Source organism: Agrobacterium sp. A3-95, assembly GCF_053521785.1.
The window spans coordinates 185,921-210,932 of record NZ_JBNWDR010000004.1; the positions used below are offsets into that span (position 1 = coordinate 185,921).

A 25,012-nucleotide genomic window follows, 5' to 3' on the forward strand; every position below is an offset into this window, starting at 1 on the left:
CTGAATGAAGGGGACGCCTTTTCTTTGACCTGATTTCACCGTCACAGTTCATGAAGTAAGAATCGCGCCGTATTAAGATGGGGCGAGAGGGCATGAGCGGGCGTTGATGAAAAGACTGGTGACGAAAAGACTGATTGGCTTGCTGCTGCCATTGCTTTTGCCGTTTTCGGCTGAGGCGGGCGGACAGGCGGATTTCTGCAAAACCATGGAGCACGCGGGCGGACGTTACATCGTCTGCAGTTTCGATCCGGCGAAAAGCATGATCCGGATTTACGACCGCGATCATGTTTCGGGTGAGGGATATCGCTCCTTCTCCGATCTCTCCTCCGCCCTTTGGCGGCAGCACATGTTCAGCGTTTTCGCCATGAATGGCGGCATGTATCATTCCGACTATTCTCCCGTTGGCCTTTTTGTCGAAAACGGCGTCGAACGTTCGCCGATTATTACCGGCGGCGGGTGGGGCAATTTCCATCTTCTGCCGAACGGCGTGTTTTATCTGAAGGGTGCAATGGCGGGCGTTCTGGAAACGCAGGCCTATGTCTCTGCCGGCTTGAAGCCGGATTTTGCCACCCAGTCCGGCCCGATGCTGGTGATCGATGGAAAGCTGCATCCGCGATTTCTGCCCGATAGCGACAGCCTGAAACGCCGTAACGGCGTCGGTGTGTCGCGCGACGGTATGGTGCATTTCGTGATTTCGGAAAACACCGTGCGTTTTTACGACTTCGCGACGTTGTTCAGGGATGCGCTGGATGCGCCAAACGCGCTGTATCTCGACGGGACGATTTCCAGTGTCGACATTCCCGCGATGAAAAGGCGCGATTCCCTGTTTGCCATGGGGCCGATTATCGCTGTCGTCGACAGGGTGCCTGACTAAGTCAGATCGGCGCCTTGGGGTAGGCTTTTTCGAGGCCTGCCGATGCCGTCAGTCCCTTGCGGAAGGCCAGATAGGCAGGATGCTGGCTGGCCTTGGCCGCTTCCGTGATGCGTATCTGCAGGCGGGCAGGGGCGTTACAGCCCAGCCATTCGCCTGATGTCTCCAGTTTCAGACTGTTGAGGAAGCGGGCGTTGGCCTGTTGATCGAGATAGAGATTGAGGCCGGCCAGCAGGTTTTCGTCCTGCAACACGTTTTCCATCAAAAGCAGCACCCACGCCTTGTCCTCGCTTGCAAGCGAGGCAAGTTTCGATGCGACCGTCTCGCGGTCCGGAAAAGATGACGCCTGCTGCATGTAATGACGAATCCCGTTGCCGTTTTCTGTCGATAAGGCACAGCCGAAAGGCTTTCAAGGCACAACAGTCCGGACACTGAAATTCAACTCTGGAATGCCGATTGCCGCTGGCTTCAACAGGTGTTTGTGCGAAACCTTCATAAACCAGTTACACTTTGGTTCAAATTGAGGCGAATAGCAAAAAGGGGTAACCCGAAAGCGCCGATCTAAAGCCTTGTTTTTTCACACACCTATGCAACTGACGAATGGCAGCCCGTCAAAAACGCCTTCATTTAGCCGCTTTTTGCATTTGCGTTCTGCGCCGGATTTTAATAAATGCTTCCCCCAACGGGCCCGGTCTTGAAGATCGCCCGGAGAGTGAATAGCTGGAGTAATCATGGAAGAAACCGCTCAGAAATCCTGTTGGGCCGTCACCTTGCGCGCGCTTGCAGGCTTTGCCGCATTTCTCGCATTGACGTACATTTTTGGCAGCCCATAAACACTTCTCATGAATGACGGGTTTTGAAACGGCGCGGTTTCCTCTGGAAACCGTGCTGTTTTCGTTTCTGCGGCCCGCATGTCGCAGCTGCAAAAGCCGGTGCCGCTCTTTTGTGGCGATCCGTCGCGGCTTTGGATATGATGGCGGTGGAATCCATTCTTATTCAAGGTAAGCCTCATGTTTCTTTCGGTCTTCGACGTCTTCAAGATCGGTATCGGTCCTTCCAGCTCGCATACGATGGGGCCGATGACGGCGGCTAACCGCTTTCTTGCGCTTATCCTCGGTGATGAATGGCCGCGTCCGGCGGGTGCTTCCGTGTCGCGCCTGAAGGTCAGCCTGCACGGTTCGCTTGCCTTTACCGGCATTGGCCACGGCACCGGCCGTGCGGTCATTCTCGGCCTGACGGGCGAGCGGCCGGATCTCGTCGACCCCGACGCCATGGACCCGATCATCGAAAAGGTTGAAAAGGCCGGTACCGTGTCGCCACCCGGCCACCCCTCCTATGAGTTCAACCCAGCCGAGGATCTGGTCTTCGACAAGAAGAACCCGCTGCCCGGCCATGCCAACGGCATGACCTTTTCCGCCTTCGACAATCAGGGCAGGCTGCTTCTCAAGCGCATCTATTATTCCGTCGGCGGCGGTTTCGTCGTGACCGATACGGAACTGGAGGCGATCAAGCAGCGCGGCAAGACCATCGATAATGGTCCGCGTGTGCCTTATCCGTTCGCCACGGCGCGGGAAATGCTTGAGATGGCGGGCCGCTCCGGCCGCACCATCGCCCAGATGAAGCGCGCAAACGAAGAAACGGTAATCTCCCGCGACGAGCTGAACGAGCGCCTCGACCAGATCTGGGAGGCGATGAACGGCTGCATCGAGCGCGGGCTGAAGGTGGACGGCATCATGCCGGGTGGCCTGAAGGTGCGCCGCCGTGCCCGCTCCATCTACGAGAAGCTGAATGAGGAATGGCGCAGCAACCGGCTCAATCCTGTCATGGCGAATGACTGGCTGAGCGTCTATGCCATGGCCGTGAACGAGGAAAATGCTGCTGGCGGGCGCGTGGTGACAGCGCCGACCAACGGTGCTGCGGGCGTCGTTCCGGCCACGGTCCGGTATTTCCGGCATTTCCACGAGGATGCGACCGTTGACGACGTTCGCGATTTCCTGCTGACGGCGGCCGCAATCGGCGGCATCATCAAGCATAATGCATCTATTTCAGGTGCCGAGGTCGGCTGTCAGGGCGAGGTTGGGTCCGCTGCCGCCATGGCGGCCGCAGGCCTTGCCGCCGTCATGGGCGGTTCGCCCGAACAGGTGGAGAATGCCGCCGAAATCGCGCTCGAGCATCACCTCGGCATGACCTGCGACCCGATCGCCGGTCTGGTGCAGGTGCCCTGCATCGAGCGCAATGCGCTGGGTGCGGTGAAGGCGGTAACGGCGGCTTCCCTGGCGCTGAAGGGTGACGGCCAGCATTTCGTACCGCTCGATGCCTGTATCGAAACCATGCGCCAGACCGGCAACGACATGAGCGACAAGTACAAGGAAACGTCCACCGGTGGTCTTGCCGTCAACGTTGTGGAATGCTGAGCGGGCAGGGCGTCAGGCATGGTCCACATGCTTGACGCCCGACGCAAAAAGGCATTGATAAGCATATGCCTCTACATCTTATAAAACTTTGCGTCGGCGCGGATTCACTCCAGGACTTGAGAGACTGGGTCGCGCATCGCTCGCTGACCGCGATCGCCGCTGGCCTTGAGCCGCACAGCGTCCACACCACGCGGATGATCCCGAAACGGCTTGAAGAATTGCTGGAAGGCGGTTCGCTCTATTGGGTCATCAAGGGCCAGGTGCAGGCACGGCAGAAACTTCTCGACATACGTTCCTTCAAGGGCGACGACGGCATTACCCGCTGCGATCTCATTCTCGGCCCCGAGGTGATCGAGACGTCGCCTGCGCCGAAGCGGCCGTTTCAGGGCTGGCGCTACCTCAAGGACAACGAGGCCCCACGCGATCTCGGCGGCGGTGATTTCGGCGGCGAGGAGATGCCCTCCGACCTCAAGCGGGAACTGGCCGAACTAGGCCTGCTCTGATCGTCAATGGATGTGATTGAAATGAAAAAGCCGGCTTCCTTCGCGGAGCCGGCTTTTTCATTTGGGGAGACGGTATTTGCGTGGGTTTGGGTGGCTTCAGTTGATGCCGCCAACCGCAGTGGTGGCGCGGCCATCCTGTATTTTCACCCAGCGTCCGGGATTGGCGGTGTCCTGACGCTTCAGGTAGGTATATTCGGTCTCCGACCAGTTCATGACCTTGTTGCGCATGTTGTCGAGGACGAAATCACCGCGATCGGTGCGAACGGTCAGAACTGCATGGCCTTCGCCATTCGGCTGCAGAACAACCGTGATCAGCAGGTTGTTGGCGGAGAAGCCCTTGTTCATCAGCATCTTGCGCTTCAGAAGCACGAAATCTTCGCAATCGCCGACCGTGGTGGGGTAGGCCCAGCGCTCTTCGACGCCGTAGATTTCCATGTCGGTCATCGGCGTGATCGTGGTGTTGGCGGTATAGTTGACGTCCAGCATCGTCTTCCAGCGCTCTTCGGTCAGTTTCATCGGGCCGTTGTCCAGCGATGTCGGCTGGCATTCGCTCTGATAGGTCTGGCAGAACTCGTAGTGGCCGATCGGCGGGTTGGCCTTGCCGATCACGCGCATGGCGGCGGATGGCGAAGCGCTGGCCTGATGGGCGATGGCGCTGACGATGAATGCGATCAGAAAGAAACCGAAACGGTTGTTTTTGTTCATTGCTTGTCTCCCCGTGTTGAGGAGACACTCGCATGTATATTTTGACCCCGCGGAAAGATGCGCGTGTCAATTTGAGCTTATATTTCAGCAAATTAGCGCTTGTTTTGAAATGTATTCGAGTTAGTTTTTACGCGTGTTTGAAGCAAATTTTATTACAATTTTACGCATCTCGACCTTAGGTTTTTGGTAGCCATTTAGGCTGCTGTATTGAAAGCGATTTTCGGCACAGAGATATTTTTGCGATGATGGGTAGTCAGGCCGCGGAGCGTATCGAAGACGCGGATTTCCCGTTTTGGGATTGGTGTTTCAAGTCGGGACAGGGCAAAAAGCCAGCAAAAAAAACTTCAAGAAAACTGTTTTTTTCTTGGAAAAAATGCCTGGAGCGGGACTTTCCAGTGCGGTTTTGCGCGAGAACTAACGCAAAATGGAGCGCGCCGGGCACTCTGACCGGATAGCACGGAAGTCAGCTTCAACGGAATCCAAAGTGCGGGAAAGCAGTATTTTAGACTGTCAGCGCAAATGCACGAGCGGCATTTTTGTAGACGAAAGCAGTCTGCTCCCATTATTCCGGCCTTGAGCCGGAATCGGATCGATGTGCGCCTGCGTGGCGGGAAAAGCTCTTTAGGCGCAGAGACCTGTGCTGGCTGTATTCCGGCTCACGGCCGGAGCGCCTGAAAGCGATAGCCGTGACAAGATCTGGCGAATGCCGCACTTGCCGCACGGACATATCGCTCCACGGTATTACGGGAAATGACCTAGAGAAATTCGATCAGGGCGTCGGGCGACTGGACCCGGTCGAATTCGACCGCAACGCCTTCCATGAAGTGGCGTACGATCTTGCCGCTCATGTTCTTGCCAAGCTGGACCCTGGTGCCGAGTGGAGGCCGGTTTTCGATCTCGATGGCTGCGCCCGACAAGGAAAGGTCGATCAGCCGGCAGGCGAGAAGCACGCCGTCTTCCAGCATCAGATGTGCCCGGGTATTGCGTGGTGTCAGGCGGTCGTGGCGGCGGTCTTCCGGCAGGCCGAGCAGCTGGCGCTTGGCGATCCATGCGAGCTGGGCGGCCAGCTTTTCCCGCTTGCGTTCGGGCGCATTGATGGCAATGACGAAGCCCGACGCGGTAAGCGCCGTAACCGTTCCTTCGATGCGGCCGATATGCTGGAGATAGGAGATGACGCGATCACCGTTGCGCGCAATGCCCGAGCAGGCGAACAGCGCTCTTTCGGCGGTCATCTCGGTTGCGGTGCAATCATATTCCTGGTGATCGGGCAACATGAGGCGACCAGTGAAGGACACACGGACGGGATCGTCGAAGTGAACCTCTTCAACCGGACGCAGGGTTTGGGCAGTGTTGACCGAACGTGATGAGAACATGGCAGCGCAATTGTAACCAGTGATGATGACAAATCTCTACGCCGCCCGGGTTAACAGACTCTATTGTTTAACCCTTACAATTTTTGCAATCGTCAAAATCGTTACAGCTTTGACGTATTTCGTACGAAATTCCGGCGCGATCATACGCGATCCACCCTCACCATGCGGGGTGGGATGCGGCAGTCAGCGGGTTACCGCATGCGGCATGACAGCGGTTCGCGCATTCGTAGAATACGTTGTCGGCGCGATATCCATGCGTAGCAGGCGGCTGCTTTTCATGACGAGGCAACTGATCGGTGCTGCGAATTCGTGACGGGGCCGTTCCGGCAGCAGCGCTCCGAGCAATCTCGGGGCTGTGTCATTATCCGAACTTAGTGGCAAGAGCAGCATTTCGAAAGCAAGCGGCGCCGCGCCATGGTCGTCCTCCGCTTCGATATCGAACACCACGGGCAATTGATGTTGCAGGATGCCGCGTGCGACACGGCAGGGGAAGGTGGCACTTGCCGCTGGCCACAGATCCGAGAACGGGCTGTCGCGCAATTCCCGGCCGAACAGGTCGCACAGGTGCGTGCCTGCAAGGCGGAAGAATGGCGTTCTTTCTCCCTTGTCCGTCAGGATAAAGAGGTCGCCGAGATGATGTTTCAGCTTTGCGGGATCGAAGTCTTCTCGGCGGGGCGCAGGTTTATTGCCGCGCAGCGTGTCCCAATAGGCATATATCTCCAGTCCGGCCATGCTCTTCATAGCATCGTTCTCCATGTTCGTTTTTGGGACATCATGTCCATCCGAACGTCTGATACTTGTGGTGTAGCGAATTTCATGCCAACCGATTTTGTTAAGGTTAACAAATGGTTGAGATTGCGCGGCGACCAAGGTCGTGGCATCGCTGCGGCCATGTCGGGGACATGCTCCCAGTCAGCACAATTGATGCTTTCGCCCGTAACTTTACGGCGGGCGCGCAGGCCGGACTGCCCCTGGGTACAGGCGCTTGAACCGATTGCGGTTTTTGCGTCGTGGCTCGAAAGGCAGGACGGCTTTTTTTTCGCCTGGGCTTCCTATATTGCTCGGGGGACGCAAATTTCCACAAAAACAGGGATGGAATCATGTCCAACGGCGACGGCGAACAGCCGCCGGTTTCGGAAAGTCAGGAACTGAAAGAGGACGCACATAATCCCGTCTTCAACCTGCCGCCGCTTCTGGTCGGCATATTGGCGGCGCTGCTCTTGGCCTTCGTGGTTCCGGCCTATCTTCTTTCGGAGGATGGCAACGGCTGGTTCATCTTCACCTTCGGCTTCATTCCGCTGCGTTACGCGGTGCCATTATCCCAGCAGGGGCTGGAATGGCTCTGGACGCCAGTGACATATTCTTTTTTGCACGGCGGCATCGAGCATATTCTTTTTAACGGATTGTGGTTGATGGCCTTTGGCGCGCCGGTTCTGCGCCGGATCGGAACGCTTCGCTTCGTGCTGTTATGGTGCATATCCGCCGCCGTTTCAGCTTTTGGCCACGCGGCGCTGAACTGGGGCGATGTGACGGTTCTGATCGGAGCATCTGGTGTCGTTTCGGCCCTGATGGGAGCCGCATGCCGTTTCGCTTTCCCGTCGCGCGGCGGCTACAGCGCCTCTTTCGGCCATCTGATGCCGAGGCAGAGCATTGTCGCGGCGCTTTCGAACAGGACCGTGCTGATCTTCACGCTGATGTGGCTTTTCGGCAATGTCCTGATCGCGGTCGGCGTGCCGCTGTTTGGCGATGTCGGCGGCGAAGTCGCCTGGGATGCCCATGTCTTCGGCTTTCTGCTCGGCTTCCTGTTCTTCGGCCTGTTTGATCGCCCGATCCGCGGGAACCTTTCCAGTGGAAGTGTGGAACACCCGCTCTAGGGCGATCACGCTCCTTGTCGGCCGTGGCGCAAATTTGCTTGTGCAGGTCCCATCCGGGATTGCATTCGCATAGGCCTCAGCGCACCATGTTCCATGATTTGCAACCGCGGAGAGACTTCGCCGCGTTGCAGATTGCTGACAGGAGGAGGAAGGCATGGCAACATTCGTAAAAGATCTTCTCGACCGCAAGGGCCGGAATGTCGTGACTGTGGGACCGAGCGTAAGCATCGGCGAGGCGGCAGCAACGCTGAATGCGCACAAGATCGGCGCACTCGTCGTGACCGATGCCGACGGCGTTGTTCTCGGTATTTTCACGGAACGCGATCTGGTGAAGGTCGTGGCAGGCGAGGGCGCTGCCTCCCTTCTGCAATCCGTTTCGGTGGCCATGACGAAGAACGTCATCCGCTGTCATCACAATTCCACCACCGACGAATTGATGGAAATCATGACCGGAGGGCGGTTCCGCCATATTCCGGTTGAGGACGACGGTCGTCTGGCCGGCATCATCTCCATCGGTGACGTGGTAAAGGCGCGGATCGGCGAGATCGAGGCGGAAGCCGAACATATCAAGGCCTATATCGCCGGATGAGGTTTCGTTTCCGGCGCGTCCGCAATAGTCATTTCGAAACGACTACGTCATTCCTGTGACACGCGCAGGAATGACGGCCTAGGAGGCTGCGGCTACCGCAAGCTGGAATGCTCAGCACGTATATTTGTAGTGTAAGTTAGCGTCGGAACGCCTGCTGCATGCGCTCCAGCTCGGGAACGCGGGCGCGTGTTTCCTCGTATCCCCTGTCGATGGCTTCGCTGGCGCGATGGAATTCCGACAGGCCGATATCGTTGATACGGGGATGCAGCATAAGGTCGGGCGGGTCGCCCGCCAGACGCGAGCGCGAAATCCGGTCCTGAATGATATTGAAGGCCTGCACCATGACGCCCGGCAGGCCGGGGCGCGGCGGACCTTCCAGGGAAGGTGCTGCGCCATTCGGGGGCGAAGAGGAATGTTTGACCACGGCAGAGCGGCCGAACAGATCGTAATTGAGATTGACGGCGACGACGAGCGCCTGCTCATAGGCCCTGCAGACCGAAACCGGAACGGGGTTGACGAGAGCGCCGTCGATCAGGGTGCGGCCGTTGCATTGCACGGGCTCGAAAATGCCCGGCAACGCGTAGGATGAGCGCAGTGCGGTGACGAGGTCGCCCTGGTGAATCCAGACCTCGTGGCCGGTGCGCAATTCCGTGGCGACGGCGATGAAAGGGTGCTCGAGGTTTTCGACGCGCAAGCCTTCGAGATGCTCCTGCATGCGCTTGGTCAGCCGCATGCCGCCGAAGAGACCGCCGCCGCCAATCGTCAGATCGAGCAGGCCGGCAATGCGCCGCATTGTCAGCGAACGGGCAAATTCCTCCAGCTCATCGAGCTTTCCGGCGAGATAGCAACCGCCGACCAGCGCGCCGATCGAGGTTCCGGCAATCATGCCGATTTTTACACCGGCCTCGTCTAGTGCCCTCAGGACGCCGATATGGGCCCAGCCGCGCGCAGCACCACCGCCGAGCGCAAGCGCAATCCGGCGCGTATCAACGACCTCGTTGACGATTGTTTCGGTGTTGCCAGCCGCAAGAGCATTGTGACGATTGCTTCCCCAGCCCAACATGACCGTACACTCCCTGCCTGCTCCCAGGACCCGGTCTGTTCCTCCCCGAATCCTGAATTATTGGTAGCAAATTGGTGCAGCGGATGGAAGGTGGCCGTTCACGTGCCAGAATAGGTAGTCGCCGGGTCGAAATGGCGGATATCGTCGGTGATTCTGGTGACGGCATTGCCATCGGCCAACTCGACCGTGCGGTAGAAGCAGGAGCGGCGGCCGGTATGGCAGGTTGCGTCATGACCGGCGACGGAGACCTTCAGCCATACGGCGTCCTGATCGCAATCGGTACGGAATTCCTTCACCGTCTGCAGGTTGCCGGAGGTTTCGCCCTTTTTCCAGATCTTGTCGCGCGAGCGGCTGTAATAGTGGGCGATGCCCGTTTCCAGCGTCAGCGACAGGGCTTGCGCATTCATATGGGCGACCATCAGCAATTCACCATCACGCGCATCGGTGACCACGGCGGTGACAAGGCCGTGGGCATCGAATTTCGGTGAGAAGAGACCTGAATTTTCAAGCACTTCCTTGTCCGCAGGCGCGGACGGAAACGAAATGGACATTGCTACCCCGGGGAAAAAGCGGAACCGTTAGCGGTTCCGCACCATGGTCATGAAGCGCACCTGCTCGGCCGGGTCGTTCTTGAAGGTGCCGGTGAAGCTGGTGGTGAGGGTCGTGGACCCCTGCTTGTTTACGCCGCGCATGGACATGCACATATGTTCGGCGTCGATCATGACGGCCACGCCGCGCGGCTTCAGAGTCTCCTCGATGGATCTTGCGATCTGCGCGGTCATGTTTTCCTGCGTCTGCAGGCGGCGGCCAAAGATTTCGACGACGCGGGCGATCTTCGACAGGCCGAGCACGCGCCCAGCCGGAAGATAGGCGACATGCGCCTTGCCGACGATCGGAACCATGTGATGTTCGCAATGGGAGAAGAAGGGGATGTCGCGCACCAGCACCACATCGTCATAACCGCCAACTTCCTCGAAGGTCGTGCCGAGAACGTCCTGGACGTTCAGCTCATAACCGGCGAAGAGTTCGCGATAGGCCTTGGCAACGCGCTTCGGCGTGTCCAGGAGTCCTTCGCGGGCGGGATTTTCTCCTGCCCAGCGCAGAAGAACGCGCACTGCTTCTTCCGCTTCCGTCTGGCTTGGGCGAGCCTCTGCCACATCGGGTTTTGCGCCAGCGCCGGGGAAATTCTTCACGATCGCATCCATTCCGTCTCTCCCGATGCGGGTCAAGGCCGCACCTGAACTTTGTTTTTCGTAGCGGGGACTTCGTCCACCGTTGCTGCTATCTGGTTGTTTTACAGCATTTTGGCAAGGCCGATGCTGATATTTCGGTATCGGAGCCGTTAATTTCATATCGGCTTGATGTCCAGAAAGCTCGTTAGCATATAATGGGAATGAAGGGCAGGAAAGCTCCACTGCGACAAACGCTGTGTTTGAAAAATATATCCTGTCCCGTTTTTGGGCATTCTTGAACGCCGGATACCTGATGATGGACGATATCTACAACAACCGAATTCTGGAATTTGCCGGAAATATTCCGCTGACCGGCGTGCTTGATGATGCCGATGCCAGCGCTGAAAAACACTCGCGGCTGTGCGGCTCCAAACTCAAGGTCTATCTGAAGGTGGAAGGCGGCATCGTCACGGCTTTTTCACATGAGGTTCGCGCGTGCGCGCTCGGCCAGGCATCCGCCTCGATCATGGCGCATCATGTCGTCGGCGCTTCCAGCGGTGAGATCCGGCAGGCGCGGGAAGACATGCTGGCCATGCTGAAACAGGGCGGCGAGGGGCCGACAGGCCGTTTCGAGGATATGCGGGTGCTTTCACCCGTCCGGGATTTCAAGGCACGCCACGCATCCACCATGCTGACCTTCGAAGCGGTGGTCGATGCTCTCGACCAGATCGAAGCCCGGCCGGTTCTGAACGCTGCGGGTTAGGCGATGTGCGGTGAACCGGACTGCGGACATCAGAAGACAGGGGAGAAGGTCGGGCGATCCCGCAACTGGGGGGGAGTCTTTGCAAAGACCCCAGGCCGTCTTTTCGGCGTTGGCTTCATCCGGCTCTATCAGCTGACTTTGTCGGGTTTCGTCGGCAATTCCTGCCGCCACATTCCCACCTGTTCCGAATATGGCTATGAGGCGATCGCCCGCCACGGCCTTTGGCCGGGCGGGTGGATGACGCTGTTTCGCGTCGCGCGTTGCGGTCCGGGCGGCACCAGCGGGCTGGACCCCGTGCCGGAAACGCTGGCCGCTGACAAGCACTGGTGGACGCCCTGGCGATACTGGATGCTGCATCGATGACCTATGTCGCTCTTCTGCACAGCATCGTGCTCGGGGCGGGCACGCGGCTCATCATGGCCGATCTGCGTGAAATGGCGCAGGAGCTGGGCTTTGAGGAATGCAGGACGCTGGTTGCGACCGGAAATCTGGTCTTCCGTGCACCGGAGGCGCCTGTCTGCGAAATCGAGGAGGCGCTGGAGCGCGCCTTTGAAAAACGGTTCGGCAAACACGTCGATATTCTCGTTCGCTCAGCGCCTGATTGGCTTGCCCTGACTGCCACAAACCCGTTTCCGGATGGCAATCCACCGGATGTCTGCGTAAGGGTGATGCGCAAGCCGCTTGCCGGGGATTATCTTGGACTCTTGGAGAAGTACCGCCAGAAGGAAAAGATCGCCATTGTCGGCGGTGACCTGTGGATCGACTTTTGCGGCAAGCCAAGCGAAAGCCGGCTTCTCTCTGCGCTGACCACGAAGAAGCTCGGCATCGGCACGACCCGCAACGCCAACACCGTCAATGGAATTGCCGAAATGCTTCGCTGAGCCGCCGTTCACCTTTGACTGGAACCGGAAAATTCTTTATCAGCCTGCCTGCCCATCTGCGAAAGAGGGCGTTCTTTTTTATTCCAACACCACCCGCATTCGTTGGCGGGACTGGATCAGGAGCATTCGACGATGTCACAAACCGTTTCCCTTACATTTCCCGATGGTTCCGTACGCAGCTATCCCGCCGGCACGACCGGCCGCGAGGTCGCCGAATCCATCTCCAAATCGCTTGCGAAGAAGGCTGTCGCCATTGCGCTTGATGGCACCGTGCGCGATTTGTCCGAGGCAATCACCGATGGCAAGATAGAAATCGTCACGCGTGAGGACAGCCGCGCGCTGGAACTCATCCGCCACGATGCCGCCCACGTCATGGCCGAGGCCGTGCAGGAGTTGTGGCCCGGCACGCAGGTGACGATCGGCCCTGTCATCGAGAACGGTTTCTATTACGACTTTGCCAAGAACGAACCTTTTACGCCGGAAGATCTGCCGAAGATCGAAAAGCGGATGAAGGAGATCATTCAGCGCAACAAGCCGTTTACCCGCGAAGTCTGGTCGCGCGAGAAGGCCAAGGAAGTGTTTGCCGCAAAGGGCGAAAACTACAAGGTCGAGCTGGTCGATGCCATTCCCGAAGGTCAGGACCTGAAGATATATTATCAGGGCGACTGGTTCGATCTTTGCCGCGGCCCGCATATGGCGTCCACGGGTCAGGTCGGTACGGCCTTTAAGCTGATGAAGGTAGCCGGCGCCTATTGGCGTGGTGACAGCAACAATGCGATGCTGTCGCGCATCTACGGCACCGCCTGGGCGACCCAGGAAGAGCTGGACAATTACCTGCACATTCTGGCCGAAGCCGAAAAGCGTGACCACCGCCGTCTTGGCCGGGAAATGGACCTGTTCCATTTCCAGGAAGAAGGTCCGGGCGTGGTCTTCTGGCACGGCAAGGGCTGGCGCATGTTCCAGACGCTGACGGCCTATATGCGCCGTCGGCTTGCCAATACCTATCAGGAAGTCAACGCGCCGCAGGTGCTGGACAAGTCTTTGTGGGAAACCTCCGGTCACTGGGGCTGGTATCAGGAAAACATGTTCGCGGTGAAATCCGCCCATGCCTTTACCCATCCCGATGACGAGGATGCGGACCAGCGCGTCTTTGCCTTGAAGCCGATGAACTGCCCCGGCCACGTGCAGATCTTCAAGCATGGCTTGAAGTCTTACCGCGAAATGCCCGTTCGCCTTGCTGAATTTGGCAATGTCCATCGCTACGAAGCTTCAGGTGCACTGCATGGCCTGATGCGCGTTCGCGGCTTCACGCAGGACGATGCGCATGTCTTCTGCACGGAAGAGCAGATGGCGGCGGAATGCCTGCGCATCAACGACCTGATCCTCTCGGTCTATGAGGATTTCGGTTTCAGCGAGATCGTCGTCAAGCTTTCGACCCGTCCGGAAAAGCGCGTCGGTTCCGACGATCTCTGGGATCGTGCCGAAAGCGTCATGATGGAGGTTCTGAAGACCATCGAGGAACAGTCCGGCGGCCGCATCAAGACCGGCATTCTGCCGGGCGAGGGCGCTTTCTACGGGCCAAAGTTCGAATATACGCTGAAGGATGCCATCGGTCGTGAATGGCAGTGCGGCACGACGCAGGTGGACTTCAACCTGCCGGAACGTTTCGGCGCCTTCTATATCGACCAGAATTCCGAAAAGACGCAGCCGGTGATGATCCATCGCGCCATCTGCGGCTCGATGGAGCGCTTCCTTGGTATCCTGATCGAGAACTTTGCCGGTCACATGCCATTGTGGTTCGCGCCGCTTCAGGTCGTGGTCGCGACGATCACCTCGGATGCGGACGATTATGGCCGCGAGGTTGCCGAAGCACTGCGCGAGGCGGGCATGGCTGTCGAAACCGACTTCCGCAACGAGAAGATCAACTACAAGGTCCGCGAGCACTCGGTGACCAAGGTGCCGGTCATCATCGTCTGCGGACGCAAGGAAGCGGAAGAGCGCACTGTCAACATCCGCCGTCTCGGTTCCCAGAACCAGACGCCGATGTCGCTCGAAGATGCGATTACAAGCCTCGTGGAAGAGGCGACGCCGCCGGATGTGAAGCGCAAGCTTGCGGCGAAGAAGCAGGTTGCCTGACAAAAGACAACGGCCCCTTCGGGGGCCGTTTTCGTTACTGGCTGAGGGTATTGACGCCTATTCGAAATCGCCGGTCATGTCTTCCGGCGCCTGATCCTTCATCAGCACTTCCACATCGGCGTCCCGGCCGGACGTGACCTTGAAGTTGCGCTGGTAGACCTTGTCCTTGTTTCGGGCCATGGCGGTATATTCGCCTTCCGCCAGAACCATGGTCGAAAACGCGCTGACGCTTTCGTTCACAACGTCGCCGCCGCCGTTCAGCACCGACCAAGCCGTATCGGCAATGGCTTCGCCGCCCTGTTCGGAGACGAGCTTGAGCGTGATCTGTGCCGCCTGATGCTGCAGGGTCGCTTCGGTCAGCTTGCCTGCCTCCACCTGAATATCGGCGCGCACCACCGCATTGACGTTGCCGTATTCGGAAACGACATGATAGGTGCCGGCATTGAGGCGAACGACGGTGTTGGGCTTGATGTCGGCCATGACAAGGCCGCGCTCGCCATCCGGTCGGGCGTCGGAGGAATAGACGGAAAATTTGAGCTGGTTAGCGGAGATCTGTTTGTCGGAACCCGCGATCGCATTCAGAACGAAACCGCCAGCATCGAGAATCAGCACCTGTTTCTGGACATTACCGGAGCTCGGAACATTGAGTTTCTTGGTAACACCTGCGCGCCCGAAGGCAACGTTGACGAAATATTCGCCGGGTACCAGATGGAACTGCGCCGAACCACCCTCGGAGCTTGCCAGCATCGGCAACTTGCCGTCAGCGCCCGGAATGGGGCTGAAGACGCGCCAGGAAAGGCCTTCCTTCACCGCTTCGCCTTCACTCGTCAGTTTCGCTTCCATGTCGATATCACGGGCGGTGCTTGCGGGGGCATTCGGGGCGGTAGGAGCGGTGAAAGCATTGAGTTTCGGCATTTTAGGCGTGCCGCCAAGCTGCTTGAAGTCCTTGAAAGCGTCTTGCGAAAAGGCTGCCTGTGATAAAACGCCGATCGCGGCGAACGCAATGGCCAGACGTGCCGCGATTTTGATTGCCGACATTTTCGATACCGATTGACTTCTTGATTTTCCCGCATCACTTCAAAACCAATGCCGTGGCTATTTCAAGGCCCATAATTTCGCGATGACAGCACAATGGAAGAATTTTGATCATGACAAGTGACATCAAGCTCCTCGACTATCTCAAGGTTCGCCGCTCCACCCCCGCCCTGCAACTTGCCGAGCCGGGTCCATCGAAAGCGGAAATCGAGGAAATCCTGCGCCTTGCCGTGCGCGTGCCTGACCATGGCAAACTGGCGCCATGGCGCTTCATCGTTTATCGCGGCGAAGACCGCGTGCGTCTGGGAGAAGAAGCGCTCCGGATCGCGCTTGAGAAGAACCCGGAACTGGACCTGCAGCAGCAGGACGCGGAGCGCACCCGCTTCACGCGCGCTCCCGTCGTCATCGCTGTCATCAGCACCGCCAAGCCGCATTTCAAGATTCCGGAATGGGAACAGGTCATGTCCGCCGGTGCGGTGTGCCTCAATCTCATCTTCGCCGCCAACGCCAATGGTTATGCGGCGAACTGGCTGACGGAATGGCTTGCCTTCGACCCGGCCTTCCTGTCGGAACTGGGGATTGCCGCAGACGAGAAGGTCGCCGGATATATTCACATCGGCTCAACGACATTCCCGCTTGTGGAGCGGCCGCGGCCGGAGCTTGCGGATGTGGTAACCTGGGTTGGGGACGTCTGATGTTCTATACCACCGACACCAACCAGCATGGCCTGCCGCATGATCCGTTCAAGGCTATCGTCGCGCCCCGGCCGATCGGCTGGATTGGCTCTAAAGGCCGGGACGGCTCTTTCAACCTGTCGCCCTATTCGTTTTTCAACGCGATTTCGGACCGGCCGAAGCTGGTGATGTTTTCCTCCAGCGGGCGCAAGGACAGCCTTCGCAATGTCGAGGAGACCGGTGTCTTCACCGCCAACCTCGTCAGCCGCCACCTCGTCGACCGGATGAACGCGTCTTCTGCGCCGGTGAACTATGATGTCGACGAGTTCCGGCTTGCCGGTCTGACTGCCGTTGACGGGCGGGTGGTGGATGCGCCTTTCGTGGGGGAGGCGCTGGCCGTTCTGGAATGTCGCGTGACCGAGATCATCCAGCTGAAGGACATCGACGGCACGCCGGCGGATTCCTGGATGGTGATCGGGCAGGTCATGGCTATTCACATCGACGATGCGATCATTCGTGATGGTCGCATCGATATGGGACTGGCACGTCCGGTGGCCCGTATGGGTTACATGGACTACTGCGACGGCGGCAGCGACGTGTTTCAGTTGAAGCGTCCGTCTACTGCGCCGTAGAACTTCTTCGCCGGCAACTGTTAAATTTTATGGTGAACCAAACGTAAACTATTTGCGCCTAGAGTTTTATACATGGCGGCGGCAATGATGCCGTCGTCCATTGTTGCGAATGTGTTTCGAGGCTCAGGTGATCGTACAGGCATTTCTTCGCTGGTCTGAAAAGGCTGGATCGACCGAGCGGGCGAAGGCCGCCAATGCGCTTGGCCGTGCCTATCTGCATTCAGACATGGCGCGGGAGAACCGTGACGCCGCCTATATGGCGATGACCTATCTTCTTGACGACCCATCTCCGCGCGTGCGGCTGGCACTTGCCGAGGCGCTGGCGGATGATCCCGATGCGCCGCGCGCCATTCTCGTTTCGCTTGCCGAAGACCAGCCGGAGATTGCCTGCACCGTGATTGCCCGCTCGCCGGTTCTTGGCGAGGCCGATCTGGTCGATCTCGCCGGGCGCGGTGAAAGCCTAACACGCGCCTTCATTGCGGCAAGGCGGGGCCTGCCGCGCGGTGTCTGCGCAGCACTTGCCGAAGTCGGTGATCTGCCGGAAACGATGATCCTTCTAGAGAACGACGACGCCTTCATCACACCGTTTTCGCTGCGCCGCATTGCCGAGCGGCATGGCTGCAACGCCGACATTCGCGACCTGCTGCTGTGCCGAGAGGTGCTGCCCGCCGATACCCGCCATCTTCTGATGGCGCGCGTCAGCGAGGCCCTGGCAGGTTCGGCGCTGGTTCATGCCCTGATCGCGCGCAACCGCGCCGACAGTATTTTCCGCGAAGCGGAAGATTCCGCCACCATCCTCATCGCCGCCAATGTTTCGTCGCCGGAGTTGCCGGCGCTGGTGGAGCATCTGCGGCAAAGGCTGGAACTGACACCGGCGCTTCTCATCCATGCCGTCTGTTCGGGCAGGCTGGAGTTTTTCACGGCGGCGATGGTCAATCTCTCAGGTCTCGACGACCGCAAGGTGCGCGCCATTCTGGCGACCGGACGGCCGCACGCGCTGAAGGCGCTGTTCCAGTCCGTCGGTCTTTTGGGCGATGTGGTTGATGTCTTCATTGAGGCGACGCTGATGTGGCGCCGCGCCGCCCGATCGCATCTGTCGCAGGCCGCAGCCTCTGTATCGGCCGAACTTCTTGCGCATTTCAGCAGCGTCGATGGTTCCGAAACGCTTTTCGAACTCTTGCACGCCGTGCGTAAACTGACCATTGCCGAGGAGCGGCAGAAAGCGCGGCACTATGCGGAAGCGCTGACGGTCGAGGCTGCCTGAGGCCTACTTCTCGAACCGCTTGGCAATCCACGAATAGCTATTTTCCACCATTCTGACCGGCGTTCCGAGCAGGTGCTTCACGCCTTCAGTGGAAGGCAGGATGCGGCTGACGCGGCTGATCGCCTGTTTTGTCAGGCTCTCTTCTTCCTTTTGCGTGACCTGTGCCGATGGCTCCTCTGTTCCGGCCGGGGCCGTGGCGGCGGGAGGCTGCGTTGCGGGCGCGTTGCCCGCAGTCTGGGGCGTCTGCTCGCCCGGTGTCTGGCACACGGCCACCACGACCGGGTAGGACGCATTTGCGAAACGTTCCAGCTCTTCCTCCGACACGGCGTCGCATAGTTCGATGCTCGTCCAGCGCTGCTGCGAGGTGGCGAGGTAATGGCAATCGGTGGCGGTGTCGTCACAGCCTAGGAAGGTCATGAGAACGAGGGCTGTTTTCATGGTGTGTGTTGCCTCTGTCGGGAATTATGCTCTAAAAACTCATCTATCTCGATTGCAGTGACATTACGACGAAATACGCATTTTTTTGAGAGAAAGCAGGCATCGCATTGGCCCCCGAAATCAAGCTTGAAACACCCCGGCAGGAAGCGGTTCTGCGCCTTATCGATCTGTCTAACGTCTATATGGCATCGCTTTATCCCGCCGAAAGCAATCATCTGGTCGATATCGGCCAGCTGGAAAAGGACAATGTCTCCTTTTTCGTGGCGCGGCATGATGGCCGTGTCGTTGGCTGCGGCGCGCTGGTGGAGGCGGGTGACGGTACGGCGGAGGTCAAGCGCATGTTCGTCGATCCGGAGGCGAGGGGATTGCGGATCGGCAAGCTGATCATGGATACGCTCATTGCGCGCGGCGCCGAGCTAGGGCTTACCGCCATCCGGCTTGAAACCGGCATCAGCCAGCCGGAGGCGATCGGTCTTTACCGCAAGGCGGGGTTTGTCGAGATTGAGGCGTTTGCGCCCTATAAGCCGGACCCGCTCAGCCTGTTCATGGAGAAGACGCTTTAAAGGCGAGGCGGGCGCTATCGGCGCGCTTTGCAGAACACTCGATGCCGCCCTTGGCGATGTCATACTCGGCGTCGTGCCGGGGATCTGCCGACGTCTGGTAACATCGTTGGGTTGCAGATGCCAGGGACAGGCCCGAGCATGACGAAGACGAGGTTTAAGACGCTGCTTTTCGGAACGCCGTCGTTTCGTTGCTATCCTCTTCACGCGCAACGATGTCGTCGAGCGGGTCATTTTCAGCTGTAGGGGTCGGCGGAACGTCGACGGTGGCGCCAGTGGAGATTTCCACCTCTCGCACCCATTCCCGCCAGATTGCCACCAGCAGCGCCATCAGCACCGGGCCGATGAAGAGGCCGAGGAAGCCCATGGTCTTGACGCCGCCGACGAGGCCGAAAAAGGTCGGCAGGAAAGGCAGCTTGATCGGGCCGCCGACGAGTTTCGGACGGATGGTCTTGTCGACGATGAAAAGCTCTACCGAACCCCAGATGAATAGCCCCAGGCCATAAGCGGGAGAGCCGCTGGCGACCAGATAGATCGATACGAGAGTGAAAGAGAGCGGCGCGCCGCCCGGGATGAGCGCCATGACACCGGTGAGCACGCCGAGTGTGACGGGCGAGGGGACGCCGGCAATCCAGTAGGCGATGCCGAGGATTATGCCTTCGCCGATGGCGATCAATGTCATGCCGGTGACGGTGGAGCTGATGGTGGCGGGCACCACGCGGGAAATGCGCTCCCACCGCGTCGGCAGGATGCGTTCTCCCACAAGATCGACCTGATGGGAGAAGCCGGCACCGTTGCGATAGACAAAGAACAGCGCGATCAACATGAACAGCAGGGTCAGCACGAGGTGGAACGCGCCGTTGCCCGCGGCGAGGATTGCCCGGTAGATATTGCCGATATTGGCACCGCTGACGAGCTGGATCACTTCGCCGATCGCACCCGGTGTGCCGATATATTTCACCCATTGCTCGCCGAGCCAGGAGCCTACGCCGGGCAGCGCCGCGATCCAGTCTGGCACGGGTGCGCCCACCTTGTTGACATGCACCGCCCAGCCGAACCATTCGCGGATTTCACTCGCTGTATAGGAAGCGGCGATGAAAATCGGCACCACGAGGAAGGTGAGGATGAGGATGATGGCTATGGAGGCGCCGAGCGTGGTGTTGCCGCCCACCTGCCGCAAAAGCCGTGTATAGACCGGCCAGCTGGCGAAGCCGATGACAAGGGCGGCCAGAACCGGAACGAGAAAGCCGTGGAAGAAGTAGATGCCCGCAAGGGCGACGAGAACTAGCAGCCAGCGCGCAGCCGATATTGGCGGGATCAGAGCGATCCGCGTCGGGCTTGCAGGACCAAGCCATCTCGGTTCGCCACTGGGCTTACGGCTCTCAATATTACTCACGGCAGGCTCTTTCTCGCATTCTCCCCGAAGGGTGCATTCACTCTGTCACACCAATACATATAAGTGCAATATAGCCGGATCACATTACCGTTGTGTGTTTATCGCTCAGCCTATTGAACGATTTTGGTAAAAATAGAACATCGGTCTTGGCGTGCACATTGAAATATGACAATTGAACTCCGTTTTTATTGCGGCTTCCGCTTGCCGCGCCCGCTCTTCAGGTCATGCCATGCTGCGCCGATTCTTCGCCTATTACCGTCCCTATCGCGGTCTGTTCATTCTCGATTTTTCCTGCGCGGTGCTGTCGGGCGTGCTTGAGCTCGGTTTTCCGATGGCGGTGAAAGCCTTCGTGGACGTGCTGCTGCCGGGTGGCGAATGGGGCATCATCCTCGCCGCCTCCGTCGGGCTGCTCGTCATCTATGTCCTGAATACGGGTCTGATGGCGACAGTCACCTACTGGGGACATATGCTCGGCATCAATATCGAGACCGACATGCGGCGGCTGGCTTTCGACCACCTGCAGAAGCTGTCCTTCCGTTATTTCGACAACCAGAAGACCGGACATCTGGTCGGGCGGCTGACGAAGGATCTGGAAGAGATCGGTGAGGTGGCCCATCACGGCCCCGAGGATCTGTTCATCGCCATCATGACCTTCATCGGCGCTTTCCTGCTGATGCTGTCGGTCAATGTACCGCTGGCGCTCGTCACCGCCGCCGTCGTGCCTGTCACCGCCTGGGTGACGAGCCGTTACGGTGGCCGAATGACGCAGAACTTTCGCGCGCTCTACGGTCGGGTCGGCGATTTCAACGCCCGTATCGAGGAAAATGTCGGTGGCATGCGGGTGGTGCAGGCCTTTGCCAATGAGGACCACGAACGCGCGCTGTTTGAGAAGGACAACCAGAAATACCGCCGCACAAAGCTGGATGCCTACAAGATCATGGCGGCCAGCACTTCGCTCAGCTACATGAGCATGCGGCTGACGCAGATGATCGTGATGATCTGCGGCGCCTGGTTCGTGCTGCATGGCGGCCTGACGGAAGGCGGCTTCGTTGGCTTCCTGCTTTTGGTCGGCGTGTTTTTCCGCCCGGTGGAAAAGATCAACTCGGTCATCGAGACCTATCCGAAGGGCATTGCCGGTTTTCGCCGCTTTACCGAGCTTCTGGACACGGCGCCGGATATCGTCGACGCACCGGATGCGATCGAGGCACCGGCGCTTTCCGGCGCCATTGAATATCGCCATGTCGGTTTCGGTTATGCCGAGGGCAAGCAGGTTCTCGACAATATCGACCTGAAGATCAATGCGGGCGAGACGGTGGCCTTCGTCGGGCCTTCGGGGGCGGGCAAAACGACGCTTTGCTCTCTGCTGCCGCGCTTTTATGATGTCACCAGCGGTTCGATAACCATTGACGGCATCGATATCCGCAAGATGAAGCTTGCCTCGCTGCGCAACCAGATCGGAATCGTGCAGCAGGATGTGTTCCTGTTTGGCGGCACGATCCGCGAGAATATCGAATATGGCCGGCTCGGCGCTTCCGATGTCGAAATCATGGATGCGGCGCGGCGTGCCCGGCTCGATGGCGTCATCGAAGCGATGCCGATGGGGCTCGACACCGTCATCGGTGAGCGTGGCGTGAAACTTTCCGGTGGTCAGAAACAGCGTCTTGCCATTGCCCGCATGTTCCTCAAGAACCCGCCTATCCTCATTCTCGACGAGGTGACCTCGGCGCTGGATACCGAAACCGAGCGGGCCATCCAGCAATCGCTGACGGAGCTTGCCAAGGGCCGCACAACGCTCGTCATCGCTCACCGGCTGGCAACGATCCGCGATGCGTCACGCATCGTGGTAGTAGACCAGACGGGTATTGCCGAAACCGGCGCCCATGCCGAGCTTCTGGCCGCCAAGGGCCATTACAGCCGCCTGCATGAGGCGCAGTTCAGCGGGCATCTTCAGGGTCTGAGTTAAGCGGCGCATCTTGCGCCGCATATCAGGCGTTCTCCGCTGCGTTTTCCTCGATGATGCCGGTATTCGGCTCTGGCTTGCCGGGATGACTGGTGACGAGATAACCCATGGCGACAGCGGCGGCGACGATGACCAGCAGCGCCACGCCGCTGATGGTCATCAGCCAGTCGCGCGGTCTTCGCTGCGCCATGATATATTTCGGCCACCGGTAAGGCTGGTTCGCCACGCTGAATTTATTGCCGTCTCGCATGAACTTCCCCGGACTATTGTTGCTTCGTGACAGATAAACGCGAGCATGCACGCGGCTGTTCCGCAATGGCGGGGCAGAGGCGATGACAACGTCGTGAGGTTTCGCGGTAGGATTGGCAGTGGGTACCCGTTGTTCACTGGCTACTACGCGGCGGAGAAGAGTCTTTTCAGCCCAGAGACTTTGGCTGGCTGGCTTCCGGCTTAAGGCTGGAATGACGGAGGAGGGGTCTCATTTCATTAAATCCATGACGCGTTGCGCCGATGGTTGCGTTCAGGCCGAATGTTACTGCGGCCTCTCGCGCCGGCACACAGCTTCGAAACTCCGCTTGCCAGTCCACACCCTTTTATGCGAATGATTTGCAATTGCATTAATTCAATTTCCATTTGAAAGTTCGCAAGATGGACAAGCCTGTCTTTGGATGGCGGCGGAATGGCGACGATCTCTCGCTGTCCGACGTTCACAGCTCGATCAAGATAAGCCCGAATGCCGGTACGTTTCGCCGGGCGATGGCGTTCTTCGGACCCGGATATCTCGTCGCGGTCGGTTACATGGACCCCGGCAACTGGGCAACGTCGCTCGCCGGCGGTTCCAAGTTTGGCTACACGCTGCTGACGGTGGCGTTGATATCGAACATCATGGCCGTCGTTCTACAGGCGCTCTGTGCCCGTCTGGCGATTGCTTCCGGGCGCGATCTGGCGCAGGCCTGTCGCGATGCCTATCCGAAACCGGTGGCGATTGTGCTCTGGCTGCTGGCCGAAATCGCAATCATCGCGACCGATATTGCCGAGGTCATCGGTACGGCGATCGGTCTCAACCTGATTTTCGGCATTCCGCTCGAACTTGGCGTCCTCATCACGGCGCTTGACGTGTTCCTGATCCTTTATCTGCAAAGGCTTGGCTTCCGCTGGGTGGAAGCGCTTGTCATCACGCTTCTCGGCGTCATCGCGGTGTGTTTCGCCATTCAGCTGGCGCTGGCCGATCCCGACTGGAGCCAGGTGATTCGTGGTTTTGCGCCGACGACGGAGATCGTCACCAACCCCGAGATGCTCTATCTGGCGCTTGGCATTCTGGGCGCGACGGTGATGCCGCATAATCTCTATCTGCATTCAGGCATCGTGCAGACGCGCGCCATCGGCGAGACGCTGGCCGAAAAACGCGAGGCGCTCAAATTCGCGACACTCGATTCAACCATCGCCCTGACGTTTGCTCTCGTCATCAATGCCGCGATCCTCATCCTCGCAGCGGCGACCTTCAACAAAACGGGTCAGACGAATGTTGCTGAACTGGGGGAAGCGCATAGTCTGCTCGCGCCGCTGCTTGGCCTTGCGATTGCGCCGACGCTGTTCGGGGTGGCGCTTTTGTGCTGTGGCATCAACTCCACCGTCACGGCAACGCTTGCGGGCCAGATCGTGATGGAAGGCTTCCTCAAGATGCGGCTTGCCCCGTGGCTGCGCCGCCTTATCACCCGAGGCATCGCCATCATCCCCGCCGCCGGCGTCACCATCGCCTTCGGCGAAAGCGGCACGTCTCAACTGCTGATACTGACGCAGGTGGTCTTAAGCCTGCAACTTTCTTTCGCCGTCTTCCCGCTGGTCATGTTCACCGCTGACCGCGCCAAAATGGGCGAACTGTGCGCCCCGCGATGGCTCTCGGCGTTTGCATGGCTCATCGCAGTGGTAATTGCGGCGCTGAATGTGAAGCTGCTGTTTGATTTTGTGGGGTAAGGCGCGTCAGGCCGCGCCTCTACGGAGCGCAGCCGGCGTACCTTCGGGATCGACGGCCATGACATTCAGATAGGCGCGGGCCGGTTGATTCGGCTCGCTGCGGCTCTGTTCCCAATCGCGCAAAGTTTCGAGCGGAATGTGATAGCGGGCAAAAAAACTCTTCCTGCGTCAACTTCAGTGCCCGGCGAATGATCTTGATGCGCGGCATTTTCTTGGCAGCAGCGAACTGTTCGGCGGAAAGCGGCCGATTGTCGGGATCGGCGAGCGCATTGGCTTCCGCTTATTCGTCGGTCATGGCGTGAAAACGGGCCTATCTGGCTCGGTCGATTTTACCCGATTATTGGCTCTGAACTCAACTTTCATTGCTTTCATCCTTAACTCTAAAGCCTGTGAGATGAAACGTGACGTCGGGAAACGTAGGATTGTCGCCAAGCAAGGTCTTTTTCCCGAGGCTTTCTCCGGCCATCTGCGCCAGCAACGCACTAGATACGTAAAGTCCAAACCAGAAAGGGAATGATAAATAAATGAAGAACGGGGCTAATATGTAAAACAAACCGCTAATATGATCTGTTAAATACGCAATTACGGTGGCCGGCACAGCAGTATATAAAAATAGCTTTATTGCATGAAAAATGAGTCTCGCGAGATTTTTCTGCTGATACAAATTATATGCTTCACGGGCCTGTGCAGTTTTCGTCATTTTAAGTCCAATTTTACGAGCACTTATCAGTGATC

The 25,012-nt window shown here is 58.6% G+C and carries 28 protein-coding genes and 1 pseudogene; 15 read left to right on the top strand and 14 right to left on the bottom strand.

Annotated features, from left to right (window positions below; genetic code table 11):
- The first annotated feature begins 106 nt into the window (after positions 1 to 106).
- Positions 107 to 874 (top strand): phosphodiester glycosidase family protein, encoded by a 768-nt coding sequence (locus tag ACQZ5Y_RS13235; RefSeq protein WP_174049571.1) that lies wholly within the window; start codon positions 107 to 109, stop codon positions 872 to 874.
- A gap of 1 nt (position 875) precedes the next feature.
- Here ACQZ5Y_RS13235 and ACQZ5Y_RS13240 read toward each other — a convergent pair whose 3' ends face one another.
- Together ACQZ5Y_RS13240 and ACQZ5Y_RS13245 are read right to left on the bottom strand one after the other, a co-directional pair.
- Positions 876 to 1,226: a hypothetical protein gene (locus tag ACQZ5Y_RS13240; protein WP_003515702.1), complete on the bottom strand. Its 351-nt coding sequence runs from the start codon at positions 1,224 to 1,226 to the stop codon at positions 876 to 878.
- 390 nt (positions 1,227 to 1,616) lie between these two features.
- Positions 1,617 to 1,883 carry a hypothetical protein gene (locus ACQZ5Y_RS13245; protein ID WP_162696596.1) on the bottom strand — a complete coding sequence of 89 codons (267 nt, stop codon included), beginning with the start codon at positions 1,881 to 1,883 and terminating at the stop codon, positions 1,617 to 1,619.
- Between ACQZ5Y_RS13245 and ACQZ5Y_RS13250 the strand changes: the two genes are divergently transcribed.
- On the top strand, positions 1,882 to 3,285 hold the full coding sequence (locus tag ACQZ5Y_RS13250) for an L-serine ammonia-lyase (RefSeq protein WP_013636313.1): 1,404 nt from the start codon (positions 1,882 to 1,884) through the stop codon (positions 3,283 to 3,285). The two genes, ACQZ5Y_RS13245 and ACQZ5Y_RS13250, sit on opposite strands and share 2 nt — an antisense overlap.
- A 65-nt stretch (positions 3,286 to 3,350) precedes the next feature.
- Entirely contained in the window at positions 3,351 to 3,788 is a 438-nt protein-coding gene (locus ACQZ5Y_RS13255) for a DUF1489 family protein (protein ID WP_003515697.1), read from the top strand.
- A gap of 96 nt (positions 3,789 to 3,884) precedes the next feature.
- Here the strand turns inward: ACQZ5Y_RS13255 and ACQZ5Y_RS13260 are convergent, their stop codons facing one another.
- From ACQZ5Y_RS13260 to ACQZ5Y_RS13270, 3 genes are all read right to left on the bottom strand, one after another.
- Positions 3,885 to 4,493, bottom strand: coding sequence for a transglutaminase-like cysteine peptidase (locus tag ACQZ5Y_RS13260; protein WP_019566128.1), 609 nt, complete (start codon positions 4,491 to 4,493; stop codon positions 3,885 to 3,887).
- 755 nt (positions 4,494 to 5,248) lie between these two features.
- On the bottom strand, positions 5,249 to 5,866 hold the full coding sequence (locus ACQZ5Y_RS13265; RefSeq protein WP_003515693.1) for a PilZ domain-containing protein: 618 nt from the start codon (positions 5,864 to 5,866) through the stop codon (positions 5,249 to 5,251).
- 183 nt (positions 5,867 to 6,049) lie between these two features.
- Positions 6,050 to 6,607, bottom strand: a complete 558-nt coding sequence (locus ACQZ5Y_RS13270) for a PAS domain-containing protein (RefSeq protein WP_013636309.1) — start codon at positions 6,605 to 6,607, stop codon at positions 6,050 to 6,052.
- A 359-nt stretch (positions 6,608 to 6,966) separates the two neighbouring features.
- On the opposite strand from ACQZ5Y_RS13270, the gene ACQZ5Y_RS13275 reads away from it, so the two are divergent.
- The gene (locus ACQZ5Y_RS13275; protein ID WP_013636308.1) at positions 6,967 to 7,740 is read left to right on the top strand and encodes a rhomboid family intramembrane serine protease; all 774 of its coding nucleotides are present in this window, start codon (positions 6,967 to 6,969) and stop codon (positions 7,738 to 7,740) included.
- 154 nt (positions 7,741 to 7,894) lie between these two features.
- Positions 7,895 to 8,329 (top strand): CBS domain-containing protein, encoded by a 435-nt coding sequence (locus ACQZ5Y_RS13280; RefSeq protein WP_003515681.1) that lies wholly within the window; start codon positions 7,895 to 7,897, stop codon positions 8,327 to 8,329.
- 136 nt (positions 8,330 to 8,465) lie between these two features.
- On the opposite strand, the gene ACQZ5Y_RS13285 is transcribed toward ACQZ5Y_RS13280, so the two are convergent.
- The 3 genes from ACQZ5Y_RS13285 to folE all read right to left on the bottom strand — a co-directional run bounded on the left by ACQZ5Y_RS13285 (position 8,466) and on the right by folE (position 10,597).
- A complete protein-coding gene (locus ACQZ5Y_RS13285) occupies positions 8,466 to 9,392 on the bottom strand; it encodes a patatin-like phospholipase family protein (RefSeq protein WP_003515679.1) in 927 nt (308 codons plus the stop codon).
- A gap of 98 nt (positions 9,393 to 9,490) precedes the next feature.
- Positions 9,491 to 9,943 carry a phosphoribosyl-AMP cyclohydrolase gene (gene hisI, locus ACQZ5Y_RS13290; RefSeq protein WP_003515676.1) on the bottom strand — a complete coding sequence of 151 codons (453 nt, stop codon included), beginning with the start codon at positions 9,941 to 9,943 and terminating at the stop codon, positions 9,491 to 9,493.
- A 27-nt stretch (positions 9,944 to 9,970) separates the two neighbouring features.
- Entirely contained in the window at positions 9,971 to 10,597 is a 627-nt protein-coding gene (folE, locus tag ACQZ5Y_RS13295) for a GTP cyclohydrolase I FolE (protein WP_003515674.1), read from the bottom strand.
- Between the two features lie 283 nt (positions 10,598 to 10,880).
- Here folE and ACQZ5Y_RS13300 point away from each other — a divergent pair, with 283 nt between their 5' ends.
- The 4 genes from ACQZ5Y_RS13300 (at position 10,881) to thrS (ending at position 14,344) form a co-directional block, all read left to right on the top strand.
- Positions 10,881 to 11,327 (top strand): iron-sulfur cluster assembly scaffold protein, encoded by a 447-nt coding sequence (locus ACQZ5Y_RS13300; RefSeq protein WP_025593674.1) that lies wholly within the window; start codon positions 10,881 to 10,883, stop codon positions 11,325 to 11,327.
- Between the two features lie 3 nt (positions 11,328 to 11,330).
- On the top strand, positions 11,331 to 11,690 hold the full coding sequence (yidD, locus tag ACQZ5Y_RS13305; protein ID WP_013636304.1) for a membrane protein insertion efficiency factor YidD: 360 nt from the start codon (positions 11,331 to 11,333) through the stop codon (positions 11,688 to 11,690).
- On the top strand, positions 11,687 to 12,208 hold the full coding sequence (locus tag ACQZ5Y_RS13310; protein WP_174049570.1) for a DUF1697 domain-containing protein: 522 nt from the start codon (positions 11,687 to 11,689) through the stop codon (positions 12,206 to 12,208). The genes yidD and ACQZ5Y_RS13310 overlap by 4 nt, the downstream gene beginning before the upstream one ends.
- 132 nt (positions 12,209 to 12,340) lie before the next feature.
- Positions 12,341 to 14,344: a threonine--tRNA ligase gene (thrS, locus tag ACQZ5Y_RS13315; protein ID WP_065659311.1), complete on the top strand. Its 2,004-nt coding sequence runs from the start codon at positions 12,341 to 12,343 to the stop codon at positions 14,342 to 14,344.
- A 57-nt stretch (positions 14,345 to 14,401) separates the two neighbouring features.
- Here thrS and ACQZ5Y_RS13320 read toward each other — a convergent pair whose 3' ends face one another.
- Positions 14,402 to 15,382: a hypothetical protein gene (locus ACQZ5Y_RS13320; RefSeq protein WP_003515664.1), complete on the bottom strand. Its 981-nt coding sequence runs from the start codon at positions 15,380 to 15,382 to the stop codon at positions 14,402 to 14,404.
- A 110-nt stretch (positions 15,383 to 15,492) separates the two neighbouring features.
- Here ACQZ5Y_RS13320 and ACQZ5Y_RS13325 point away from each other — a divergent pair, with 110 nt between their 5' ends.
- From ACQZ5Y_RS13325 to ACQZ5Y_RS13335, 3 genes are all read left to right on the top strand, one after another.
- Complete coding sequence (locus ACQZ5Y_RS13325; RefSeq protein ID WP_065659312.1) at positions 15,493 to 16,074, top strand: nitroreductase family protein; 582 nt, start codon at positions 15,493 to 15,495, stop codon at positions 16,072 to 16,074.
- Complete coding sequence (locus ACQZ5Y_RS13330; protein WP_025593667.1) at positions 16,074 to 16,685, top strand: flavin reductase family protein; 612 nt, start codon at positions 16,074 to 16,076, stop codon at positions 16,683 to 16,685. The genes ACQZ5Y_RS13325 and ACQZ5Y_RS13330 overlap by 1 nt, the downstream gene beginning before the upstream one ends.
- 109 nt (positions 16,686 to 16,794) lie before the next feature.
- Positions 16,795 to 17,949 (top strand): DUF2336 domain-containing protein, encoded by a 1,155-nt coding sequence (locus ACQZ5Y_RS13335; protein ID WP_035198346.1) that lies wholly within the window; start codon positions 16,795 to 16,797, stop codon positions 17,947 to 17,949.
- A 3-nt stretch (positions 17,950 to 17,952) separates the two neighbouring features.
- Here the strand turns inward: ACQZ5Y_RS13335 and ACQZ5Y_RS13340 are convergent, their stop codons facing one another.
- Positions 17,953 to 18,387 carry a hypothetical protein gene (locus tag ACQZ5Y_RS13340; protein ID WP_025593664.1) on the bottom strand — a complete coding sequence of 145 codons (435 nt, stop codon included), beginning with the start codon at positions 18,385 to 18,387 and terminating at the stop codon, positions 17,953 to 17,955.
- A 107-nt stretch (positions 18,388 to 18,494) separates the two neighbouring features.
- Between ACQZ5Y_RS13340 and ACQZ5Y_RS13345 the strand changes: the two genes are divergently transcribed.
- Positions 18,495 to 18,950, top strand: coding sequence for a GNAT family N-acetyltransferase (locus tag ACQZ5Y_RS13345; protein WP_025593662.1), 456 nt, complete (start codon positions 18,495 to 18,497; stop codon positions 18,948 to 18,950).
- Between the two features lie 154 nt (positions 18,951 to 19,104).
- Here ACQZ5Y_RS13345 and ACQZ5Y_RS13350 read toward each other — a convergent pair whose 3' ends face one another.
- Positions 19,105 to 20,343: an AI-2E family transporter gene (locus ACQZ5Y_RS13350; protein ID WP_174049568.1), complete on the bottom strand. Its 1,239-nt coding sequence runs from the start codon at positions 20,341 to 20,343 to the stop codon at positions 19,105 to 19,107.
- 229 nt (positions 20,344 to 20,572) lie between these two features.
- Between ACQZ5Y_RS13350 and ACQZ5Y_RS13355 the strand changes: the two genes are divergently transcribed.
- Positions 20,573 to 22,306, top strand: a complete 1,734-nt coding sequence (locus tag ACQZ5Y_RS13355; protein ID WP_174059876.1) for an ABC transporter ATP-binding protein — start codon at positions 20,573 to 20,575, stop codon at positions 22,304 to 22,306.
- Between the two features lie 22 nt (positions 22,307 to 22,328).
- Here the strand turns inward: ACQZ5Y_RS13355 and ACQZ5Y_RS13360 are convergent, their stop codons facing one another.
- The gene (locus ACQZ5Y_RS13360) at positions 22,329 to 22,553 is read right to left on the bottom strand and encodes a hypothetical protein (RefSeq protein ID WP_174049567.1); all 225 of its coding nucleotides are present in this window, start codon (positions 22,551 to 22,553) and stop codon (positions 22,329 to 22,331) included.
- Positions 22,554 to 22,951: 398 nt separating this feature from the next.
- Between ACQZ5Y_RS13360 and ACQZ5Y_RS13365 the strand changes: the two genes are divergently transcribed.
- Entirely contained in the window at positions 22,952 to 24,277 is a 1,326-nt protein-coding gene (locus tag ACQZ5Y_RS13365; RefSeq protein ID WP_019566143.1) for an Nramp family divalent metal transporter, read from the top strand.
- Between the two features lie 6 nt (positions 24,278 to 24,283).
- On the opposite strand, the pseudogene ACQZ5Y_RS13370 reads toward ACQZ5Y_RS13365, so the two are convergent.
- Together ACQZ5Y_RS13370 and ACQZ5Y_RS13375 are read right to left on the bottom strand one after the other, a co-directional pair.
- Positions 24,284 to 24,572: pseudogene (locus ACQZ5Y_RS13370) on the bottom strand (helix-turn-helix domain-containing protein).
- Between the two features lie 57 nt (positions 24,573 to 24,629).
- Positions 24,630 to 24,977, bottom strand: a complete 348-nt coding sequence (locus ACQZ5Y_RS13375) for a hypothetical protein (RefSeq protein WP_065659318.1) — start codon at positions 24,975 to 24,977, stop codon at positions 24,630 to 24,632.
- Positions 24,978 to 25,012 lie beyond the last annotated feature (35 nt).

Bases quoted from the DNA above. Each gene is read 5' to 3' on its own strand.
- ACQZ5Y_RS13235 (WP_174049571.1), top strand. From the start codon at position 107: ATGAAAAGACTGGTGACGAAAAGACTGATTGGCTTGCTGCTGCCATTG.
- ACQZ5Y_RS13240 (WP_003515702.1), bottom strand. From the start codon at position 1,226: ATGCAGCAGGCGTCATCTTTTCCGGACCGCGAGACGGTCGCATCGAAA.
- ACQZ5Y_RS13250 (WP_013636313.1), top strand. From the start codon at position 1,882: ATGTTTCTTTCGGTCTTCGACGTCTTCAAGATCGGTATCGGTCCTTCC.
- ACQZ5Y_RS13245 (WP_162696596.1), bottom strand. From the start codon at position 1,883: ATGAGGCTTACCTTGAATAAGAATGGATTCCACCGCCATCATATCCAA.
- ACQZ5Y_RS13255 (WP_003515697.1), top strand. From the start codon at position 3,351: ATGCCTCTACATCTTATAAAACTTTGCGTCGGCGCGGATTCACTCCAG.
- ACQZ5Y_RS13260 (WP_019566128.1), bottom strand. From the start codon at position 4,493: ATGAACAAAAACAACCGTTTCGGTTTCTTTCTGATCGCATTCATCGTC.
- ACQZ5Y_RS13265 (WP_003515693.1), bottom strand. From the start codon at position 5,866: ATGTTCTCATCACGTTCGGTCAACACTGCCCAAACCCTGCGTCCGGTT.
- ACQZ5Y_RS13270 (WP_013636309.1), bottom strand. From the start codon at position 6,607: ATGAAGAGCATGGCCGGACTGGAGATATATGCCTATTGGGACACGCTG.
- ACQZ5Y_RS13275 (WP_013636308.1), top strand. From the start codon at position 6,967: ATGTCCAACGGCGACGGCGAACAGCCGCCGGTTTCGGAAAGTCAGGAA.
- ACQZ5Y_RS13280 (WP_003515681.1), top strand. From the start codon at position 7,895: ATGGCAACATTCGTAAAAGATCTTCTCGACCGCAAGGGCCGGAATGTC.
- ACQZ5Y_RS13285 (WP_003515679.1), bottom strand. From the start codon at position 9,392: ATGTTGGGCTGGGGAAGCAATCGTCACAATGCTCTTGCGGCTGGCAAC.
- hisI (WP_003515676.1), bottom strand. From the start codon at position 9,943: ATGTCCATTTCGTTTCCGTCCGCGCCTGCGGACAAGGAAGTGCTTGAA.
- folE (WP_003515674.1), bottom strand. From the start codon at position 10,597: ATGGATGCGATCGTGAAGAATTTCCCCGGCGCTGGCGCAAAACCCGAT.
- ACQZ5Y_RS13300 (WP_025593674.1), top strand. From the start codon at position 10,881: ATGGACGATATCTACAACAACCGAATTCTGGAATTTGCCGGAAATATT.
- yidD (WP_013636304.1), top strand. From the start codon at position 11,331: ATGTGCGGTGAACCGGACTGCGGACATCAGAAGACAGGGGAGAAGGTC.
- ACQZ5Y_RS13310 (WP_174049570.1), top strand. From the start codon at position 11,687: ATGACCTATGTCGCTCTTCTGCACAGCATCGTGCTCGGGGCGGGCACG.
- thrS (WP_065659311.1), top strand. From the start codon at position 12,341: ATGTCACAAACCGTTTCCCTTACATTTCCCGATGGTTCCGTACGCAGC.
- ACQZ5Y_RS13320 (WP_003515664.1), bottom strand. From the start codon at position 15,382: ATGTCGGCAATCAAAATCGCGGCACGTCTGGCCATTGCGTTCGCCGCG.
- ACQZ5Y_RS13325 (WP_065659312.1), top strand. From the start codon at position 15,493: ATGACAAGTGACATCAAGCTCCTCGACTATCTCAAGGTTCGCCGCTCC.
- ACQZ5Y_RS13330 (WP_025593667.1), top strand. From the start codon at position 16,074: ATGTTCTATACCACCGACACCAACCAGCATGGCCTGCCGCATGATCCG.
- ACQZ5Y_RS13335 (WP_035198346.1), top strand. From the start codon at position 16,795: ATGTGTTTCGAGGCTCAGGTGATCGTACAGGCATTTCTTCGCTGGTCT.
- ACQZ5Y_RS13340 (WP_025593664.1), bottom strand. From the start codon at position 18,387: ATGAAAACAGCCCTCGTTCTCATGACCTTCCTAGGCTGTGACGACACC.
- ACQZ5Y_RS13355 (WP_174059876.1), top strand. From the start codon at position 20,573: ATGCTGCGCCGATTCTTCGCCTATTACCGTCCCTATCGCGGTCTGTTC.
- ACQZ5Y_RS13360 (WP_174049567.1), bottom strand. From the start codon at position 22,553: ATGCGAGACGGCAATAAATTCAGCGTGGCGAACCAGCCTTACCGGTGG.
- ACQZ5Y_RS13365 (WP_019566143.1), top strand. From the start codon at position 22,952: ATGGACAAGCCTGTCTTTGGATGGCGGCGGAATGGCGACGATCTCTCG.
- ACQZ5Y_RS13375 (WP_065659318.1), bottom strand. From the start codon at position 24,977: ATGACGAAAACTGCACAGGCCCGTGAAGCATATAATTTGTATCAGCAG.